Genomic DNA, 18067 nt, shown 5'->3' with positions numbered 1-18067 from the left:
AATCGTGGAGTCGTCACACCGTCGCTCATCGTTACCGGTCCAACAACACCAGGATCGCCGGGGACACGGTCAGCAGCAGTCCGACGAGCACCGCGAACAGCGTGGTCCTCAGGTCGTCGTTGCGCAGCAGGGCCCGCACGCCGAGCACGAGCCCGACGGTCAGCACGACCGCGAGCGACAGCGCCACGATCGGCAGCGAGGTCCACAGGTAGCGGAACAGCACCCAGATCGCCGCACCGGCGACGGCGCCGCCGATCCACTGGGCGATGACGACCGCCCAGGCCTGGCCGGTCCCGGCCGCACCGGACGGGGTGTCGCCGTCGAGGCCCGCGGGCGGCTGCGCACCGCTGTCGGTGACGGCGCCGCGGCGTCCGAAGCGGCGACGCGGGGGCTCGTCCTCCTCGACGGCGCCGGCGGCGAGCTCGCCGTGGTCCTCGTAGTCGTCGTAGTCGTCGTCCTGCGGGCGCTCGGGGGCGAGCACGCCGGTGCGGCCGCCGTCGGCGGAGCCGGGGCCGTCGTCGTACCCGGCGGGGCCGTGGCGGTCGTCGTAGCGGGGGTCGGCGTCGTAGCCCCGGTCGTCGAAGCCCCGGTCCTCGTAGCCCCGGTCGTCGTAACCCTGCCGGTCGTCGTAGTCGTCGGTGTACGGGTCGTAGGCGCCGGTCGGCGGGCCCGCGTCGGCCGGATGCGGACGGGGGCCGTCGTGCTCGACGTCCAGCGGTGGGGCGCCGAACTGGGTGGGCGGGCCGCCGTCGTCGTCGGCCGTGGGGGCCGGGCGGCGGGCGCCGAGCCGGCTGGTGGGGATCTCGTCGGGGACGTCGTCGGCCGCGCCGGGCGGGGGGCCGTACGGACCGGCCGGGCGCGGGGCGTCGCGGGGGCCCCAGGCCTGGGCGGCGGGGCCGTCGTCGTGACCGTGGGGGCGGCCGTTCGGCGGGCCCTGCGGCTCGGGCGGGAGCGGACGGGCCTGCGGGGCCGGGCCGGGACCCGCGGACCACTGACCGGGGGGCGGGCCCTGCGGCCTGCGGGGCGGGGCACCGTTCGGGGCGCCGCCGAAGGCCGTGGCCCCGTGGGGCGCAGCACCGTTCGGGCCGCCGCCGTTCGGGGCGCCGCTGTAGGGAGCACCACCGTTCGGGGCGTTGCCGTTCGGCACGAACGGCTCCGGTGCGCGCCCGGCCGGCCCCTCGGAGGGGTCGGGGCGGCGCGCGGGCGGGAACGAGGGGTGCTCGACGGGGGGCGGGCCGTCGCCGCCGCGCGGGGCGAACCCGCCCGCGCCCTCGGGCGGGCGGACACGGTCGGCGGCCGCGGGGCGTCGCGGCGGGGCCGCCACGTCGGTCCGCGCGGGTGCCGCGGGCGACGGGGCGCCGGGCCCCTCGTCGTCCTCCGCGGCGCGACGACGGCGGCGTCGTCCGGGCTGCTGGCCGCCGTTGGCGGCCAGGAGCTCCGCGACCGTCCGCTGGCGAGGCTCTCCGCTGTCCACACTCATCACGACCACCGTGCCCTGTGTGTTGTCAAGGGTCCAAGCCCGCCCGGGGATGTCTGCGCCGAGCGGTCGTCCCCGTTCGTCCCATCGAGCATGTCGAAGCGCCGGAGGATCACTCCCTCGCGCAACGCCCACGGACAGATCTCGAGTTCGGTCACGCCGAGGGCGTCCATCGCGGCCTGCGCGACGACCGCCCCGGCGACGAGCTGGTGCGCCCGGCTGGCGCTCACACCGTCGAGTTCGGCGAGGTCGGGACCCGACATCCGGGTGATGAACGCCGACAGCTGGCGCAGGCCCTGCGCGGTCAGCGTGCGGCGGGCGCCCGGCCCGGCGCTGGACGGCGCGGCACCGGCGAGCCGGGCCAGCGTCCGGAAGGTCTTGGAGGTGCCGACGGCCCGGTCCGGGCGCCCCGCGGCACGCAGCCGTCCGGCGACGGGGGCGATCTCGTCGCGGACGCGCTCGGTCAGCGCGGCGACCTCCGCCCGCGACGGCGGGTCGGAGGTGAACGCCTCGCGGGTCAGCCGGCCCGCACCCAGCGGCACCGACGCGGCGACGTCGGGGGTCTCGTCACGTCCGACGGCCAGCTCCAGCGAGCCGCCGCCGATGTCGAGCACGAGCAGCCGCCCGGCCGACCAGCCGCACCAGCGGCGGACGGCGAGGAAGGTCCAGCGGGCCTCGTCCTCGCCGGGCAGGACCTCCAGCGCCACCCCGGTCTCGCGCTGCACCCGGGCGAGGACCTCGGCGGAGTTCGTCGCGTCGCGCAGCGCGGACGTGGCGAACGCCAGGAGGTCGTCGCAGCCGGCGGCCCGGGCGGTGTCCCGGGCGCGGTGCACGCTCTCCAGCAGCACCTTCACGCCGTCGCGGCCCAGCGCACCCTTGCGGTCGAGGTGCTCGGCCAGGCGCAGCTGGTCCTTCTCCGAGGACATGGGCCGCGGGTGAGCACCCCGGTGGGCGTCCACCACCAGCAGGTGAACGGTGTTGGACCCCACGTCGAGAACGGCCAGGCGCACCCGATCAGGTTACCGAGCCGTTATCGACGGTCGGGCAACCCCTGGCTCACACGTCGAACTTGTAGCCGAGCCCGCGCACCGTGACCAGGTGCTTGGGCGTCGAGGGGTCGCCCTCGACCTTGGACCGCAGCCGCTTGACGTGCACGTCGAGGGTCTTGGTGTCGCCGACGTAGTCCGCGCCCCACACCCGGTCGATCAGCTGGGCGCGGGTGAGCACCCGCCCGACGTTGCGCAGCAGGTACTCCAGCAGGTCGAACTCCTTGAGCGGGAGCGCGACCTCGTCGCCGTTGACCGACACGACGTGCCGCTCGACGTCCATCCGCACCGGCCCGGCCTCCAGCACACCGGTGCCGCCCTCGGTCTCGCCGCCGGTCTCGCCCCCGCGGCGCAGCACCGCGCGGACGCGGGCGATGAGCTCGCGCGCCGAGTAGGGCTTGGTGACGTAGTCGTCGGCGCCGAGTTCCAGCCCGACGACCTTGTCGATCTCGCTGTCGCGGGCGGTCACCATGATCACCGGCACGGCGGAGCGGGAACGCAGCGCCTTGCAGACGTCGGTACCGCTCATGCCGGGCAGCATCAGGTCCAGCAGCACGATGTCGGCGCCGTTGCGGTCGAACTCGCTCAGCGCGTCGTTGCCGTTGGCCGCGACGGCGGTGGTGAACCCCTCCTTGCGCAGCATGAACGCGAGCGGGTCGGCGAAGGACTCCTCGTCCTCGACGATCAGCACCCTGGTCATCTCATCCTCCGGTTCCGGCGGTCTGGGGGGAGCTGCCGGCGGCAGCCTCACCGTGGGGGGCGCCGCCGATGCCCATCCGGGCGGGCAGGCGCATGGTGAAGGTCGATCCGGTGCCGGGACGGCTCCACAGCCGCACCTCGCCACCGTGGTTGGCGCAGACGTGCTTGACGATCGCCAGGCCGAGACCGGTGCCGCCGGTGGCCCGCGAGCGGGCCGGGTCGACCCGGAAGAAGCGCTCGAAGACCCGCTGCTGGTGCTCGGGGGCGATGCCGATGCCGCGGTCGGTCACCGCGATCTCGATCGAGCCGTCGACCGAGCGCCGGCTCACCGACACCGACGAGTCCGCCGCGGAGTAGGCGATCGCGTTCTCCAGCAGGTTCGTCAGCGCGGTGACGAGCAGCGTGCGATCACCGTCGACGACCAGCCCCGAGGTCTCGTCGGCGGTGATCTCGACGGCGTGCGACTCGGCCGAGGTGCGGCTGCGGGCCAGCGCCTCGGAGACGATCTCGTCGACGTCGACGGCGGCCAGCGCGGGCAGCCGTTCGGCGCCGGTCAGCCGGGACAGCGCGATCAGCTCCGACACCAGGTTCCCCATCCGGGTCGCCTCGCGCAGCAGTTTGTCGCCGAACCGGCGGACCTCGCAGACGGCGTCGGGGTCGGGCTCGCCGCCGTCGGCGGGCTCCAGGCCGTCGAGGCTGTCGAGCAGGGCCTCGGCCAGCAGCGCGACCGCTCCGACCGGGGTCTTGAGCTCGTGCGAGACGTTGGCGACGAAGTCGCGCCGGGTCGCCTCGAGCCGGGCCACCTCGGAGGTGTCGACGGCCTCGACCAGCGCGAAGCCGTCGCCGAGGGAGCGGACCCTGGCCTGCACCGCGACCGGGCCGCGGGGCGTGCGGTCCAGCGGCGAGAGGTCGACGGTGTAGTCACCGGAGACGAGCAGCCGGTCCCTGCCCTGCACCCGCCGGCAGGCGGCGAGCGCGCGCGGGTCGAGCCGGTCACCGGTGACGGCGCCGAGCGCGGCGGCCCGCGGGTTGTGCAGGAGCACCTCACCGCCGGCCCCGACCACGGCGAGCCCGGAGCTCGACTGGCGGAACGTGCGGTGCAGCAGCTCGCCGAGGGTGGGTCCGTCGGCGGCCACGGGGTCCGCCGGGGGGCGGCCGGTGCCGGGGCTGGGTCGGCCGTGCGACGGCCGTCGCGCCAGTGCGGCCCCGGCGGTGAGACCGAGGAGCAGGGCGAGGGCCGTGATCAGCCACGCGAGCGTGGTCACGGGTGCATGGTAGGCAGCCGGGGGTACCCCCTGACCAGCGCAGGACACCGGATGGTGACGCCCGCGACCCCTTCGCGCGACACTGTTCGGTCCCCGTTCACCGTTGGTTCAGCGAACCCCGTCCACCCGGCCCGGGGTGCTCCCAGGGTCACTCTCGTAGCGCTCTAAGCCACGAAAGTGACCCTGGGGACATCCCCGGGGTGCAGCGGGCGGGGGCGGTGGGGTCAGCGACCCTGGTTCGCCACCCCGGCGATGGCCTCCTGCGCCGCGGCCGGGTCGAGGTAGCGCCCGCCCGGGTTCGTCGGCGTCAGGTCGTCGTCGAGGTCGTAGACCAGCGGGATGCCGGTGGGGATGTTCAGGCCGGCGATGTCGGCGTCGGAGATGCCGTCGAGGTACTTCACCAGCGCGCGCAGCGAGTTGCCGTGCGCGGCGAGCAGCACGACCTTCCCCTCGCGCAGGTCCGGCACCACGGCCTCGGTCCAGTAGGGCAGGAACCGGTCGACGACGTCGGCCAGGCACTCGGTCAGCGGGGCGTCGACGCCGGCGTAGCGCGGGTCGGCGTCCTGGGAGAACTCCGAGCCCTTCTCGATCGCGGGCGGCGGGGTGTCGTAGGAGCGGCGCCAGAGCATGAACTGCTCCTCGCCGTACTGCTCCAGGGTCTGCTTCTTGTCCTTGCCCTGCAGCGCGCCGTAGTGGCGCTCGTTGAGGCGCCAGTCGCGCTTGACCGGGATCCAGTGCCGGTCGGCGGCGTCGAGGGCGATGTTCGCGGTGGAGATGGCCCGGCGCAGCAGCGAGGTGTGCACCACGTCGGGCGCGACGCCCGCCTCGGCCAGCAGCTCGCCGCCCCGGCGGGCCTCCGCCTCGCCCTGGGAGGAGAGCGGCACGTCCACCCAGCCGGTGAACAGGTTCTTCGCGTTCCAGTCGCTCTGACCGTGACGCAGCAGTACGAGGGTCGGCATGGCGGACAGCCTGCCACCTACCCGCGGGAAAGGTCGGCGAGCACCGAGCCGAACGTGTCCACCAGCACGTCCACCTCGTCGTGGGTGACCACCAGCGGCGGGGACAGCCGCACGGTCACGCCGTGGGTCTCCTTGGCCAGCACCCCCCGCCGGGCGAGAGCGACGCACACGTCGCGGCCGGTACCGATCCGCGGGTCGACGTCGACGCCGAACCACAGCCCCACCCCGCGCACGGCGGTGACCCCGGTCAGTTCGCGCAGCCGCGTACCCAGGTGCGCACCGAGCTCGCGGGCCCGGGCCTGGAACTCCCCCGTCGCCAGCAGCGCGCACACCGCGGACCCGACGGCGGCGGCGAGCGGGTTGCCGCCGAAGGTGGAGCCGTGCTCACCGGGGCGCAGCACCCCGAGCACGTCGCGCCGCCCGACGACGGCGCTGACCGGCACGATCCCACCGCCGAGCGCCTTGCCGAGGGTGTAGAGGTCGGCGCGCACCCCCGACAGGTCGGTGCACAGCGTGGCCCCGGCCCGGCCGAGCCCGGACTGGATCTCGTCGCAGACCAGCAGCACGCCCCGCCGCTCGGTGAGCTCGCGGACCGCGCGCAGGTAACCGGGTGGCGGCACGAGCACCCCGGCCTCGCCCTGGACCGGTTCGAGCAGCACCGCGACGGTGTCGTCGGTGAGCGCGGCGGCCAGCGTGTCGGCGTCGCCGTAGGGGACGCGGTCGAAGCCGGGGGTGAACGGGCCGAAGTCGTCGCGGGCGACCGGGTCGTCGGAGAAGGAGACCACCGTCGTCGTGCGGCCGTGGAAGTTCCCCCCGGCGACGACGATCCGCGCCGCCCCCGGCCGCACGCCCTTCACCCGGTACCCCCAGGCGCGGGCGACCTTCACCGCGGACTCGACGGCCTCCGCGCCGGTGTTCATCGGCAGGACGGCCTCGGTGCCGGTCAGCGCGGCGAGGTCGCGCTGGAACGCCGGCAGCCGGTCGTTGTGGAACGCCCGCGCGGTCAGGGTGAGCGTGTCGAGCTGGGCGTGCGCGGCCGCGGTGAGCGCGGGGTGGCGGTGCCCGAAGTTGAGTGCGGAGTAGCCCGCCAGCGCGTCGAGGTAGCGGACGCCGTCGACGTCGGTGACCCAGGCGCCGTCGCCGTGGGACAGCACGACCGGCAACGGCGCGTAGTTCCGTACGCCGAACTCCTCGGCGAGGGCGATCTGCGGGTCGGTGCCCGGGACCACGGCGGTCACGACCGCAGCTCCAGCGTGGCGCACTTGATCCCGCCGCCGCCCCGGCGCAGCTCCGAGGTGTCGACGCCGACGGTGCCGAACCCGCGCTCGGCCAGGTCGGCGGCGAACTTCTCGGCCTGGGGGGCGTGGACGACGGTGCGCCCGTCGGAGAAGCAGTTCAGGCCCAGCACCGCCGCGTCGTCGTCGGAGACGACCACCGCGTCGGGGAAGCGGAACCGCAGCACCTCCTGGGAGGCGTCGTCGAACGCGCCGGGCAGGTAGGCGACCGCGCCCGGCCCGCCGGCCGGGTCGAGCACCGCGAACGCGGTGTCGAGGTGGTAGTAGCGCGGGTCGACCAGCTGCAGGGACACGACCTCGCGGCCGAACACCTCCGCGGCCTCGGCGTGCGCGCGCGGGTCGGTGCGGAACCCGGTGCCGGCGTAGACGGTGTCGCCGACGAGCAGCAGGTCGCCCTCGCCCTCGTTGACGTGGCGGGCCTCGTGCACGGCGAACCCGGCGGCCCGGAACCACGCGCCGTACGCGGGCCCCTCGGCGGCGCGCTCGGTGTGCCGGAACCGGGCGGTGAGCGCGGTCCCGTCGATCACGGTGCCGCCGTTGGCGGCGTAGACCATGTCCGGGTACCCGGGCAGCGGGTCGACGAGCCGGACGTCGAACCCGAGGTCGCGGTAGACCGCGTGCAGGGTCTCCCACTGCGCCAGCGCGAGCCGGGTGTCGGTCGCCTGCTCCGGACGCATCCAGGGGTTGATCCGGTAGCTCACCGTGAAGTGCTCGGGGCGGCACATCAGCACAGAGGTCATGGACACAGCATGGCGCGCCCACCCCGTGCGTTTCCCGGCTTCGGACGCACGATCTGCGCGTGCTGTCCCGGTTCGGCGCTGGTTCCGCGCGCTCCGGTCTAGCATCCGGCATCGTGGACGGGATCGACGCGATCGACCGCAGGCTGCTGGACCTCCTCCGGGTCGACGGGCGGGCCGGCTGGGCCGAGCTGGGCGAGCGGGTGGGCCTGTCGGCGTCGGCGGTGCGACGCCGGGTGGACCGGCTGACCGCCCGCGGCGTGGTGCGGGGCTTCACCGTGCAGGTGGACCCCGACGTCGAGCAGGGGCCGGGCGTGGAGGCCTACGTCGAGCTGTTCTGCCGCGGCACGGTGGCCCCGGCCGAGCTGCAGCGGATGCTGTCGGCGGTGCCGGAGGTCGTCACGGCGGGGACGGTCACCGGGGAGGCCGACGCACTGGTCCTGCTGCGCTCGCGCGACGTGCGGTCCCTGGAAGACGCTCTGGAGCGGCTGCGGCTCGCGGCCGACGTCGACCACACCCGCTCGGCCGTGGTCCTGACCTGGCTGGTGACTCGTTGAACTCTCACGGGACACCGCGTACCGTAGTCGGTTGAGAGTTCAACCAAAGGAGCAGCCGTGCCCGTCCAGCGTCTCAACCACGCCGTCCTCTACGTCCGCGACGTCCCGCGCAGCGTCGGCTTCTACCGCGACACCCTCGGCTTCCGCCCGGTCGTCGAGCTCCCGGGCGGGCGCGGCGCGTTCCTGCAGGCCGAGGGCTCGACCAACGACCACGACCTCGCCCTGTTCGGGATCGGCGCGCAGGCCGGGGCCTCGCAGGCGGGCCGCGGGACCGTGGGGCTCTACCACCTGGCGTGGGAGGTCGACACGCTCGGCGAGCTCGCCCGGATCGGCGAGCGGCTGCAGGCGGCCGGGGCGCTGGTCGGCGCCTCCGACCACGGCACGACCAAGGCGCTCTACGCGAAGGACCCCGACGGTCTGGAGTTCGAGGTGTGCTGGCTGGTCCCGGCTGCCCTGATCGACGGCGACGACCACGACATGCGCATCGAGCCGCTCGACATCGCGGCCGAGATCGCCCGCTACGGCGCGGACACCCGCGGCGGGATCGGCGTCTCGGTCCCGGCCTGAGCCCGTCTCAGCCGGGCTCGTTGAGGTCCACCCGGTAACCCGAGCGGGACGAGAACTGGGCGGTGACCGAGAACCGGTCGCCGCGGACCAGGGTGTGTCGCCACTCCACGGGGCGCCCGGCGGACAGGCCGAGCCGCTCGATCGACAGGGCGGCGACGCCCTCGTCGATGCCGAGCAGCTCCCGCTCGCCGCGCCCGGGCAGCACGGCCCGGATGTTCTCCATCCCGCCGTCGACGCGGATCCCGCAGCGGCGCCGGTACTCGGGGTAGATGCCGGTGTGGGTGAAGTCGACGTCGAGCAGCGGCGCCGCCAGCTCCTCGGGCAGCCACACCCGGTCGACGGCGAGCGGCTCGGCGTCGGCGAGACGCAGCCGCTCCAGGTGCACCAGCGGCGTGGACTCCTCCAGCCCCATCCGGGCCGCGACCACGCCGTCGGCGCGGACCTCGAAGGTCCGCACCACGCTGCGCTGGGTGCGCCCGGCGGACTCGACCGCCACGTAGAGCGAGTACGGCTCGTCGAGCGGCTGCTCGATCTCCGAGCGCACGGTCGGGCGGGCGACCCGCCCCCGCCCGGCGACGACGGCGCCGTCCTCCCGCAGCCGGCGCAGCGCCTCGCGCACGGTGTGCCTGCTGACCCCGTAGTCGGCGGCCAGCGCGAACTCGCCGGGCAGCGCCTCGTCGAACTCGCCGTCGGACAGCCGGCGGCGCAGGTCCGCCAACAGCTGCTGCCACAGCGGCATGGCCCCGTTGCGGACCAGTGCTCGCGCCGTCATCGCCCCACCCCCTCGCGCGTGATCACCGTAGGCGAGCGCCGCGGGGTCACCGCACGGCGGCCCGCGCGCGACGCCGGGTGAGCAGCACGCCGACACCCACGACGCCGGCCGCGATGAGCGCGGTCATGCCCAGCTCGAAGCGCGACCCCTCGCGGGTGGCCATGTAGACGAGCACCACCGGGATCACGACGATCACCGCCCAGGTGAGCACCGGGTAGCCCCACATCCGCACCGGCATCGCGACGCCGTCGCGCTCCAGCACCCGGCGCATCCGCAGCTGGGACACCGCGATGACCAGGTAGACCAGCAGTGCGATCGCGCCGGAGGTCGCGAGCAGCGCGGCGAAGACCTCCTCCGGGAAGGCGTAGTTCGCGATCACCGCGACGAACCCGACCAGCGTCGACCCGAGCACCGCGAACCGCGGCACGCCCTGCCCGGTGGTCCGGTTGACCAGGTCCGGGGCCTGCCCGCGGCGACCGAGGGAGAACAGCATCCGCGACGCCGTGTACAGCGCCGAGTTCAGGCAGCTGGCGACGGCGACGAGCACCACGACGTCGACGATCAGCTTGGCCGACGGGACGCCCAGCGCCTCCAGGGCCGCCTGGTAGGAGCCGACCTCGGGCAGCCGCGGGTCGTTCCACGGCACGATCGCGACGACGAGCAGGATCGAGGCCAGGTAGAACACCGCGATCCGCCAGATCACCGAGCGGGTGGCCCGGCCGATCCCGCGGGCCGGGTCGCCGGACTCCGCGGCCGCGATCGTGACGATCTCGGTGCCCATGAAGCTGAACATCGTCACCAGCACCGCGGCGACCACCGCGCCCGGCCCGTTCGGCAGGAACCCGCCCTCGGACACCAGCCGGGACAGCCCCGACACCGACGAGTCGTCGCCGACGAAGCCGGGCAGCAGGCCCAGCACCGCGAGCACCCCGACGACGATGAACGCGATGATCGCGACCACCTTGAGGAGGGCGAACCAGAACTCGAACTCGCCGTAGTTGGCGACGGAGAACAGGTTGGTCACCGTCAGCAGCACGGTGACGGCCAGCGCCCAGCCCCACTGCGGCACCCCCGGCAGCCACGAGTTGAGGATGACCGCGGCCGCCGTCGCCTCCACCGGGATCACGAGGACCCAGAACCACCAGTACAGCCAGCCGACGGTGAACCCGGCCCACGGCCCGATCGCCCGGTCGGCGTAGGTGGAGAACGAGCCGGAGTCCGGCTGCGCGGCCGCCATCTCGCCGAGCATCCGCATCACCAGCACGACCAGCGTCCCGGCGAAGAGGTAGGCCAGCAGCACCGCGGGGCCCGCGGTGGCGATCGCGCTGCCGGAGCCGATGAACAGCCCGGCGCCGATCACCCCGGCGATGCTGATCATCGTGACGTGCCGGTCGCGCAGCCCCGCCTTCAGCTCGCCACCGGCCTCCGGCCGGTTCACGGTCTCCGTCATGGCGCCTCCCCTCCTCGGTGCCACAGCCGGCGGTGGCCGGTGCGTTGCGCAATGGTCACCCGGGTGTCGCCCGTTGTCACACCCCGGGTCCCGTCCGGGGGGTGCGCCTAGCCTGGGCGGCATGGGATTCAGCGTGCAGCTGCGCGAGTCGACGGCCGCGACCTGGGACGCGGCGGTCGGACACCGGTTCGTCGACGAGCTGTGGTCCGGCACCCTGGACCGCGACGTGCTGCGGCACTACCTGGAGCAGGACCTGCAGTTCGTCGACTCGTTCCTCGCGCTGCTCGGCGCCGCCGTCGCGACGGCCGACCGGCCCGGTCCGCGGGTCCGGCTGGCCCGTCAGCTGGGGCTGGTCGCGGGCCCGGAGAACGACTACTTCGAGCGCTCGCTCGGTGAGCTGGACGGGAACACAGAGCCGGAGCGGACCGCCCCGACCGTCGGGTTCGTCGACCTGATGGACTCCGCCCGCGACGCCGGTTACGCCGAGACGCTGGCCGTGCTGGTCGTCGCCGAGTGGCTGTACCTGGACTGGGCGACCCGGCCGGGCGCCACCACCCCCGACGACCGGATCTCCCGTGAGTGGATCGAGCTGCACCGCGGCGTCGAGTTCGAGGAGTGGGTCGCGTTCCTGCGCGACGAGCTCGACCGCGCCGCCGACCGGCTCGACCCCACCCACCGGGAGCGGGTCGCGGCGCTGTTCGTGCGCGCGGTGGACCTGGAGCTGGCGTTCTTCGACGCCGCCTACCCCGGCTGAAGGCCGACGACGGCCTTCACGACCTGGGCCCGGGCGACCACGACGCCGTCGCAGACGGCCGTCACCGCGGTGAACGCGGAGCGGCCGGTGCGCCGGTCGAGCGTTCCGCGGAACGCGACCTCCCGGCCCCGCGGGGCCTGCGCGGGCAGCGTGACCGCGGTGGACACCGACACCGCGTGCTCGGCCTCGGTGAGGTGCGGCAGGACCGCGAGCAGCGCGGCCACCTCCAGCCCGACGGCCAGCGCACCGGCGTGCGCACCGCCCGCGCCGCCGTCGGCGAGCTCGTCGACGGTGAGCGCGACCCCGGCGGCCGGGTCGGCGTCGTCGAGCAGCCGGGCGCCCAGCGCGGCCTGCAGCGGGACGGCGAGGACGAGCGCGGCCCGGCGGGCCAGCGCCGGGCCGGTCAGCAGCGGTGCGGTCACGGGCCGAGTGTGCGCCCCGCGGGTGGCCGGGCGTCGACGTCCGGATGACGATCCGGGACCGGTGGCTGCGAGGATCGCCGGCATGGGAGGCAACCGGCGGGCGGTGGTGGTCGGCGCCGGGATCGCGGGCCTGAGCTGCGCGGTCCGGCTGCGGGAGCGGGGCTGGTCGGTGCGGGTGCTGGCCGACGCACCGGTGGAGGCGTCGACGTCGCACCTGGCCGCGGCCGTGTGGTTCCCGACCCGCGCCGGGCCACGGGACAAGGTCCTCGACTGGGGCCGGCGCACCTTCACCGAGCTGGCCCGGCAGGCCGCCGACGGCGTCCCCGGCGTCGTGATGCGGGAGTCGCTGACCCTCTACCGAACCGAGCCGGAGCCGCAGTGGTGGGCCGACGCCGTCGGCGAGGTCCGCCCGGCCCGGCCCGGCGAGCTGCCGCCCGGCTACGCCCACGGCCTGCGTTTCGCGGTGCCGCTGGTCGAGATGCCGGTGCACCTGCCCTGGCTGGCCGCCGAGGCCGGGCGCCTCGGGATCGTCCTGGAACGCCGCCGCGTCACCTCGCTCGACGAGGCCGGGCGGGACGCCGACCTCGTCGTGCACTGCTCCGGGATGGGCGCGCGCACCCTGGTCGGTGACACCACGGTGACCCCGGTGCGGGGACGGATCGTGCGTGTCACCAACCCCGGCCTGACGATGTCGGTCCGCGACGAGGCGCACCCCGGCGGACGCGCGTACGTGCACCCCCGCGCGCACGACTGCGTCCTCGGCGGCACCCTCGACGACGGCGTCTGGGACGCGACACCGGACCCCGCCGCCGGCGAGGCGATCCTGCGACGCTGCCGCGACATCGTCCCCGCCCTGCGCGACGCCGAGGTCCTGGAGCACCTCGCGGGCCTGCGCCCGGCCCGCCCGGAGGTGCGGCTGGAGGCCGAGCCCGCCACCGCGACCCGGCCGCGGGTGATCCACGACTACGGGCACGGCGGTTCCGGCATCACCCTGTCCTGGGGCTGCGCCGACGACGTCGCGGACCTCGCCGACACCCCCTGACCCGGTCAGGACATCCGCGGCTGCCCGTTCGACGCGGACAGCCCGCCGTCGACGGGCAGGTTGACCCCGGTGACGAACCGCGCGTCGGGCCCGGCGAGGAAGGCGATCACGTCGGCGACCTCGGCGGGGTCGCCGCCGCGGCCCATCGGGATGCGGTCGGCGAAGCGGGCCATCAGGTCCTCGTCGCCGGTCATGCCCTCGGTCATCTCCGTGTGGGTCAGCGACGGGCTGACCGCGTTGACCCGGATCCCCTCGCCGCCGTGGTCGAGCGCCATCGCCCGGGTGAGGTTGACGACGGCGCCCTTCGCCGAGTTGTAGGCGACGTTCGCCCAGTCCCCGCCCAGCCCGGACACCGAGGTCACGTTCACGATCGAGCCCCGGGTCGCGCGCAGGTGCGGCACCGCGGCGCGGGAGGCGAAGAAGACCCCGTCGACGTCGACGGCGTGCACGAACCGCCACTGCTCGGTCGAGGTCTGCTCCGCGGTGCCCGGCCGGGCCACCGCCGCGTTGTTGACCAGCGTGTCCAGCCGCCCGAAGCCGGACGCGACCTCGTCGACGAGGTGGGTGATCGCCTCCTCGTCGGACGAGTCGGCGACCAGCACGTGCATCCGGTCGGCGACCGCCGGGTCGGCGACGGCCACCACGTCGTCGAGCTTCTCCTTCGTCCGCCCGGTCAGCACGACCGTGGCCCCGTCCGCCGCGAACCGCCGCGCGGTGGCGGCGCCGATGCCCGAGCCCGCTCCGGTGACGATCGCGACCGTGCCGTCCTTCGTTCCCATGATCGGCGGATACCCGCGGTGGGCTCACACGATGCAGAAGTCGTTGCCCTCCGGGTCGGCCATCCACAGGTGGTCCACATGTGGAGAACCCGGGGACAGGTGCTCCTCGACGACCCGGGCGCCGAGCGCGCACAGCCGTCGTGCCTCCGCCGCCAGGCGCTCGCCGCGCAGCTCGGCGGGCAGGTGCCGGCCGCCGGAGACCTGCAGGTCCAGGTGCAACCGGTTCTTCACCGTGCGCGGCTCGTCGACCCGCAGGAACGAGATCCGCGGGCCCGCGCCGTCCGGGTCGCTGATCGCGGCGACGTCGCCCCACTCGTCGGCGGGCACCTCGTGGTGGACCATCCACGCCTCCCAGGTCTCGAACCCGGTCGGCGGAGGGGCGGGGGCGTAGCCGAGCGCGGCACTCCAGAACTCCGCGAGCAGGCGTGCGTCGGCACAGTCGACGGTGATCGTCCAGGGGGTCGCCATGGGTGGAGGCTACGGCCGGGCCCCGACCGTTCCGCGGTGGCGCGGGTCGCGCCGACGCCCGGTCACGGGGTAGCTTTCCGCATCCGATCACCCGGCGCACCGGTGGAGGGCGAGTGAACGGACAACCGCCCGGCAACGGAGTGCGACGGCTGAGCCTCCGCATGAGGTCGGCGGCCGACGTCGAACGGTTCGCCGCGGAGTTCTACGCGGGCGCGGTCATACGGCCGATGGGCGACGGCCGCGACTTCGAGGTGGGGAACGAGACCGTCGCCGCCCCGGGGTTCTCGCTGAGCGACCTGTGGGTCACCGCCGAGATGGACGCCACGGTCGACCCGGTCGAGAACGACTTCATGATCGACCTCGTGCAGGGCGGACGCATGCGCCTGGACACCGAGGCGTACGGCACCGTGCTGCTGCAGTCCGGCGACGTCGGCGTGCTCCCGCCCGAGGGCCGCTTCCGGGACCTCGCCGAGGACATCGACCTCGACGTCGTCGCCCTCGACACGGCGGCCCTGACCCGCTGGGCCGGACAGGTGCACGGTGTCGCGGTCGACCGGGTGCGGCTGTCCGCGATCACCCCGCGCAGCGACGCGCACGCGCAGCGCTGGGCCGCGACCGTGGTGCACGTGCGCGACCGGGTGCTCGGCAACCCGATGCTGCTGGACGGGTCCGTCGCCGTCGACGAGGCGTTCGGGCTGCTGGCGTCGCGGTTCCTGGAGACGTTCCCGAACACCGTGCTCGACGAGGTCACCCGGCGCGGTCGGACCCGCACCCCGGCCCTGCCCGCCCGGCTGGTCCGCCGCGTCACCGAGCACCTGCGCGCCCACGCCCACCGCCCCGTCGACCCCGCGGAGCTGGCCCGGCTGACCGGGGGCCCGGCCCGCGCCGCGGTCGCCGGGCTGCGCCGGGCCGGGACCGACCCGGGCGCCGTGCTGTGGCGGGCCCGGCTCGACGGCGTGCGCGCCGACCTCCGCGCCTCCGGCGACGCGACGTCGGTCGGCCGCATCGCGGGCCGGTGGGGCTTCCTGCGCCCGGGCGGGTTCCGCGTGGCCTACACGCGCGCCTTCGGCGAGACCCCCGAGCAGACCGCGGGCCGCTGACCCGGCCGGGGCCGGCACGACCACCCGGGTCCGACCGGACTGTTGCCGGATGTCCGATTCGTACCGCATCATGTTCGTCATGCCTAACTCTCGGTCGATGCCATGGCGAACACTTGGCGTCGTGCTGCTGGCCGTGGCGCTGCTGACCGGTGGGTGTGCCGTCGCCGACCCCGGCACCGACCCGGACGACGACCCGCGCCCCCTGGTCCTGACGACGTTCACCGTCCTCGCCGACATGACCCGCCAGGTCGGCGGCGACCGCGTCCGGGTCGAGTCGGTGACCCGCCCCGGAGCCGAGATCCACGACTACGAGCCGGTACCCGGCGACCTCGTGCGCGGCGAGGGCGCCGACCTCGTGCTGGACAACGGCCTCGGCCTCGAGCGCTGGTTCGAGCGGTTCCTCGACCGGACCGGGGCCCGGTCGGCGACGCTGAGCGACGGCGTCGCCGTCCTCCCGATCACCGAGGGCCGGTACCGGGACCGGCCCAACCCGCACGCGTGGATGTCACCGCAGGCCGGGGTGCGCTACGTCGAGAACATCCGGGACGCGCTGACCGACCTCGACCCGGCCGGGCGCGAGGTCTACGCCGCGAACGCCGCGGCCTACGCCGACCGCGTCCGCGCCGTCGGGGACGACCTGCGCGCACGCCTCGGCAGCCTGCCCGAGGCCCAGCGGGCACTGGTGACCTGCGAGGGCGCGTTCTCCTACCTGGCCCGCGACGCCGGGCTGCGCGAGGCGTGGCTGTGGCCGGTGAACAGCGACGCCGAGGGCACCCCGCAGCAGATCGCCGCGACCGTCGGCTTCGTCCGCGACAACGCGGTGCCCGCGGTGTTCTGCGAGAGCACCGTGAACGACTCCGCGCAGCGCCAGGTCGCCGCCGAGACCGGCGCCCGGTTCACCGGGCCGTTGTTCGTGGACTCGCTGTCGGAGGAGGGCGGCCCGGTCCCGACCTACCTGGACCTGCTCCGCCACGACGCGCGGGTGATCGTCGAGGGCCTGACCGGGGACCGGTCGTGAGCGCCGTGCTGGAGGTGCGGGGGCTGTCCGTGCGCTACGGCGAGGTCACCGCCCTCGACGGCGTCGACCTGGTGCTGGGCGACGGCACCGTCTGCGGGCTGCTCGGCACCAACGGATCGGGCAAGTCGTCGCTGTTCCGCAGCGTGATCGGGCTGGTCCGCCCGGCCACGGGGACGGTGCGGCTGCACGGCCGCGACCCGGCCGTCGCCCGCCGGTCCGCGACCGTCGCCTACATGCCGCAGGCCGAGGCGATCGACCCGGACTTCCCGATCCTGGCCCGCGAGGTCGTCCTGACCGGGCGCTACGCCGGCATGGGGCTCCTGCGCCGGGCGCGCCGCCGCGACCGCGACGCCGTCGACGCCGCGCTGGACCGGGTCGGGATGACCGACCTCGCCGGCCGCCAGATCGGCCGGCTGTCCGGGGGACAGCGCAAGCGGGTGTTCCTCGCCCGCGCGATCGCCCAGGACGCGCCGCTGCTGCTGCTCGACGAGCCCTTCGCCGGGGTCGACCACGCCACGAGCGAGGCCATGATCCGGGTGCTGCACGCCCTGCGCGACGACGGCCGCACGGTGCTCATCTCGACCCACGACATCGGCGGCGTCGACCGGCTCTGCGACCGCGCGGTGCTGCTGGCGACCCGGCTGCTCGCCGACGGGCCGCCCGCCGAGGTCCTCACCCCGCAGGTCCTCGGCCGGGTGTTCGGGTTCGGCACGGCGGAGAGCGGGGCGTCGTGACCGCGTTCCTGCTGGAGCCGCTGCAGTTCGGGTTCATGCAGCGCGCGCTGCTCGCCGCGGTGATCGCCGGGACCGTCGGCGCGCTGCTGTCCTGCTGGCTGACCCTGGTCGGCTGGTCGCTGATGGGCGACGCCGTGTCGCACGCGGTGCTGCCCGGGGTGGTGCTCGCCTACATCGTCGGCATCCCGTTCGGGGTCGGCGCGTTCGTCTTCGGCGCGGGCGCGGTCGGGCTGATCGGGCTGGTGCGACGCACGTCGCGGGTGAAGGAGGACGCGGCCATCGGCGTGGTGTTCACGGTGCTGTTCGCGTTCGGGCTGGTCCTGCTGTCACGCACGCCCAGCGACACCGACCTCATGCACATCCTGTTCGGCAACCTGCTCGGCCTGTCCCCCGGCGACCTCGCCCAGATCGCCGTGCTCGGGGCGGTCACCGTCGTCGTCGTGCTGCTGCGACACCGCGACCTGACGCTCGTCGCGTTCGACCGGGTGCACGCGCACGCCATCGGGATCGACCCGCGGCGGGTGGAGGCCCTGCTGCTCGGGCTGCTGGCGCTGGCCGTCGTCGTGGCGCTGCAGGCGGTGGGGATCGTCCTGGTGGTCGCGGTGCTGATCGTGCCGGGCGCGACGGCGTACCTGCTCACCGACCGGATGGAGACGATGCTGGTGGTCGCGGTGCTCGTCGCGGTCGGCGCGGGGGTCGCCGGGGTGTACGTGAGCTACTGGGCCGATGTGTCCACCGGCGGCTCGGTGGTCCTGGGGCTCGGGGTCGCGTTCGCATCGGCGTACCTCTTCGGCCCGCGACACGGGGTGCTCGCCCGCGCCGTCCGCGCCCGCCGCCCGGTCACCGCTCCGTTGTCTCGGTGAGAAGTACGTGAGCGCTGCCGCCGGACGTCGGAGGAGCGCTCGGGTACTTCCCGACGGGCCCCT

Annotated in this window: 20 protein-coding genes; 8 read left to right on the top strand and 12 right to left on the bottom strand. The window is 74.8% G+C overall.

What is annotated here, in order from left to right; all coding sequences use genetic code 11:
- Positions 1 to 31 precede the first annotated feature (31 nt).
- The 7 genes from KPF22_RS05040 to ddaH form a co-directional block, all read right to left on the bottom strand.
- On the bottom strand, positions 32 to 1480 hold the full coding sequence (locus KPF22_RS05040; protein WP_224401368.1) for a hypothetical protein: 1449 nt from the start codon (positions 1478 to 1480) through the stop codon (positions 32 to 34).
- Entirely contained in the window at positions 1480 to 2487 is a 1008-nt protein-coding gene (locus KPF22_RS05035; RefSeq protein WP_224401367.1) for a Ppx/GppA phosphatase family protein, read from the bottom strand. Before KPF22_RS05035 ends, KPF22_RS05040 begins: the two co-directional genes overlap by 1 nt.
- Positions 2488 to 2533: 46 nt before the next feature.
- A complete protein-coding gene (locus tag KPF22_RS05030) occupies positions 2534 to 3223 on the bottom strand; it encodes a response regulator transcription factor (protein ID WP_062398072.1) in 690 nt (229 codons plus the stop codon).
- Position 3224: 1 nt separating this feature from the next.
- Positions 3225 to 4487 carry a cell wall metabolism sensor histidine kinase WalK gene (locus KPF22_RS05025; RefSeq protein WP_224401366.1) on the bottom strand — a complete coding sequence of 421 codons (1263 nt, stop codon included), beginning with the start codon at positions 4485 to 4487 and terminating at the stop codon, positions 3225 to 3227.
- Positions 4488 to 4711: 224 nt separating this feature from the next.
- A complete protein-coding gene (locus tag KPF22_RS05020; protein ID WP_167409998.1) occupies positions 4712 to 5446 on the bottom strand; it encodes a phosphoglyceromutase in 735 nt (244 codons plus the stop codon).
- A gap of 17 nt (positions 5447 to 5463) precedes the next feature.
- Positions 5464 to 6684, bottom strand: a complete 1221-nt coding sequence (rocD, locus tag KPF22_RS05015; RefSeq protein WP_374107459.1) for an ornithine--oxo-acid transaminase — start codon at positions 6682 to 6684, stop codon at positions 5464 to 5466.
- Positions 6681 to 7586, bottom strand: a complete 906-nt coding sequence (gene ddaH, locus KPF22_RS05010) for a dimethylargininase (RefSeq protein WP_374107458.1) — start codon at positions 7584 to 7586, stop codon at positions 6681 to 6683. Before ddaH ends, rocD begins: the two co-directional genes overlap by 4 nt.
- Positions 7587 to 7603: 17 nt before the next feature.
- On the opposite strand from ddaH, the gene KPF22_RS05005 reads away from it, so the two are divergent.
- Both KPF22_RS05005 and KPF22_RS05000 read left to right on the top strand, forming a co-directional pair.
- Positions 7604 to 8035: an Lrp/AsnC family transcriptional regulator gene (locus KPF22_RS05005; RefSeq protein WP_208818931.1), complete on the top strand. Its 432-nt coding sequence runs from the start codon at positions 7604 to 7606 to the stop codon at positions 8033 to 8035.
- A 57-nt stretch (positions 8036 to 8092) separates the two neighbouring features.
- On the top strand, positions 8093 to 8602 hold the full coding sequence (locus KPF22_RS05000; protein ID WP_100878790.1) for a VOC family protein: 510 nt from the start codon (positions 8093 to 8095) through the stop codon (positions 8600 to 8602).
- A gap of 7 nt (positions 8603 to 8609) precedes the next feature.
- Here the strand turns inward: KPF22_RS05000 and KPF22_RS04995 are convergent, their stop codons facing one another.
- A complete protein-coding gene (locus tag KPF22_RS04995) occupies positions 8610 to 9374 on the bottom strand; it encodes a GntR family transcriptional regulator (RefSeq protein WP_208818916.1) in 765 nt (254 codons plus the stop codon).
- 46 nt (positions 9375 to 9420) lie between these two features.
- Positions 9421 to 10824, bottom strand: coding sequence for a GABA permease (gene gabP / locus KPF22_RS04990; RefSeq protein ID WP_062398084.1), 1404 nt, complete (start codon positions 10822 to 10824; stop codon positions 9421 to 9423).
- Positions 10825 to 10945: 121 nt separating this feature from the next.
- Between gabP and KPF22_RS04985 the strand changes: the two genes are divergently transcribed.
- Positions 10946 to 11578: a TenA family protein gene (locus KPF22_RS04985; protein WP_224401365.1), complete on the top strand. Its 633-nt coding sequence runs from the start codon at positions 10946 to 10948 to the stop codon at positions 11576 to 11578.
- Here KPF22_RS04985 and KPF22_RS04980 read toward each other — a convergent pair.
- Positions 11566 to 12000 (bottom strand): hypothetical protein, encoded by a 435-nt coding sequence (locus tag KPF22_RS04980; RefSeq protein WP_224401364.1) that lies wholly within the window; start codon positions 11998 to 12000, stop codon positions 11566 to 11568. The genes KPF22_RS04985 and KPF22_RS04980 overlap by 13 nt on opposite strands.
- A gap of 82 nt (positions 12001 to 12082) precedes the next feature.
- Here KPF22_RS04980 and KPF22_RS04975 point away from each other — a divergent pair, with 82 nt between their 5' ends.
- Entirely contained in the window at positions 12083 to 13042 is a 960-nt protein-coding gene (locus KPF22_RS04975; protein WP_224401363.1) for an FAD-dependent oxidoreductase, read from the top strand.
- A gap of 5 nt (positions 13043 to 13047) precedes the next feature.
- Here the strand turns inward: KPF22_RS04975 and KPF22_RS04970 are convergent, their stop codons facing one another.
- Both KPF22_RS04970 and KPF22_RS04965 read right to left on the bottom strand, forming a co-directional pair.
- Positions 13048 to 13821 (bottom strand): SDR family NAD(P)-dependent oxidoreductase, encoded by a 774-nt coding sequence (locus tag KPF22_RS04970; protein WP_208818913.1) that lies wholly within the window; start codon positions 13819 to 13821, stop codon positions 13048 to 13050.
- Positions 13822 to 13845: 24 nt separating this feature from the next.
- Positions 13846 to 14289 (bottom strand): VOC family protein, encoded by a 444-nt coding sequence (locus tag KPF22_RS04965; RefSeq protein WP_208818912.1) that lies wholly within the window; start codon positions 14287 to 14289, stop codon positions 13846 to 13848.
- Positions 14290 to 14450: 161 nt separating this feature from the next.
- Between KPF22_RS04965 and KPF22_RS04960 the strand changes: the two genes are divergently transcribed.
- The 4 genes from KPF22_RS04960 (at position 14451) to KPF22_RS04945 (ending at position 18004) form a co-directional block, all read left to right on the top strand.
- Positions 14451 to 15389 carry an AraC family transcriptional regulator gene (locus tag KPF22_RS04960; RefSeq protein ID WP_208818911.1) on the top strand — a complete coding sequence of 313 codons (939 nt, stop codon included), beginning with the start codon at positions 14451 to 14453 and terminating at the stop codon, positions 15387 to 15389.
- A gap of 79 nt (positions 15390 to 15468) precedes the next feature.
- Entirely contained in the window at positions 15469 to 16407 is a 939-nt protein-coding gene (locus KPF22_RS04955; RefSeq protein ID WP_374107457.1) for a metal ABC transporter substrate-binding protein, read from the top strand.
- A complete protein-coding gene (locus tag KPF22_RS04950) occupies positions 16404 to 17141 on the top strand; it encodes a metal ABC transporter ATP-binding protein (RefSeq protein WP_208818909.1) in 738 nt (245 codons plus the stop codon). Before KPF22_RS04955 ends, KPF22_RS04950 begins: the two co-directional genes overlap by 4 nt.
- A 35-nt stretch (positions 17142 to 17176) precedes the next feature.
- The gene (locus tag KPF22_RS04945; RefSeq protein WP_208818929.1) at positions 17177 to 18004 is read left to right on the top strand and encodes a metal ABC transporter permease; all 828 of its coding nucleotides are present in this window, start codon (positions 17177 to 17179) and stop codon (positions 18002 to 18004) included.
- Positions 18005 to 18067: the final 63 nt, after the last annotated feature.

Origin of the sequence: Pseudonocardia sp. ICBG1034 (assembly GCF_020131375.1) — a bacterium.
GTDB classification, from domain to species: domain Bacteria; phylum Actinomycetota; class Actinomycetes; order Mycobacteriales; family Pseudonocardiaceae; genus Pseudonocardia; species Pseudonocardia alni.
This window is presented reverse-complemented; position numbering and strand designations above follow the sequence as displayed.

Bases quoted from the DNA above. Each gene is read 5' to 3' on its own strand.
- KPF22_RS05040 (WP_224401368.1), bottom strand. From the start codon at position 1,480: ATGAGTGTGGACAGCGGAGAGCCTCGCCAGCGGACGGTCGCGGAGCTC.
- KPF22_RS05030 (WP_062398072.1), bottom strand. From the start codon at position 3,223: ATGACCAGGGTGCTGATCGTCGAGGACGAGGAGTCCTTCGCCGACCCG.
- KPF22_RS05020 (WP_167409998.1), bottom strand. From the start codon at position 5,446: ATGCCGACCCTCGTACTGCTGCGTCACGGTCAGAGCGACTGGAACGCG.
- ddaH (WP_374107458.1), bottom strand. From the start codon at position 7,586: ATGCTAGACCGGAGCGCGCGGAACCAGCGCCGAACCGGGACAGCACGC.
- KPF22_RS04995 (WP_208818916.1), bottom strand. From the start codon at position 9,374: ATGACGGCGCGAGCACTGGTCCGCAACGGGGCCATGCCGCTGTGGCAG.
- gabP (WP_062398084.1), bottom strand. From the start codon at position 10,824: ATGACGGAGACCGTGAACCGGCCGGAGGCCGGTGGCGAGCTGAAGGCG.
- KPF22_RS04985 (WP_224401365.1), top strand. From the start codon at position 10,946: ATGGGATTCAGCGTGCAGCTGCGCGAGTCGACGGCCGCGACCTGGGAC.
- KPF22_RS04975 (WP_224401363.1), top strand. From the start codon at position 12,083: ATGGGAGGCAACCGGCGGGCGGTGGTGGTCGGCGCCGGGATCGCGGGC.
- KPF22_RS04970 (WP_208818913.1), bottom strand. From the start codon at position 13,821: ATGGGAACGAAGGACGGCACGGTCGCGATCGTCACCGGAGCGGGCTCG.
- KPF22_RS04965 (WP_208818912.1), bottom strand. From the start codon at position 14,289: ATGGCGACCCCCTGGACGATCACCGTCGACTGTGCCGACGCACGCCTG.
- KPF22_RS04960 (WP_208818911.1), top strand. From the start codon at position 14,451: ATGAGGTCGGCGGCCGACGTCGAACGGTTCGCCGCGGAGTTCTACGCG.
- KPF22_RS04955 (WP_374107457.1), top strand. From the start codon at position 15,469: ATGCCTAACTCTCGGTCGATGCCATGGCGAACACTTGGCGTCGTGCTG.
- KPF22_RS04945 (WP_208818929.1), top strand. From the start codon at position 17,177: ATGCAGCGCGCGCTGCTCGCCGCGGTGATCGCCGGGACCGTCGGCGCG.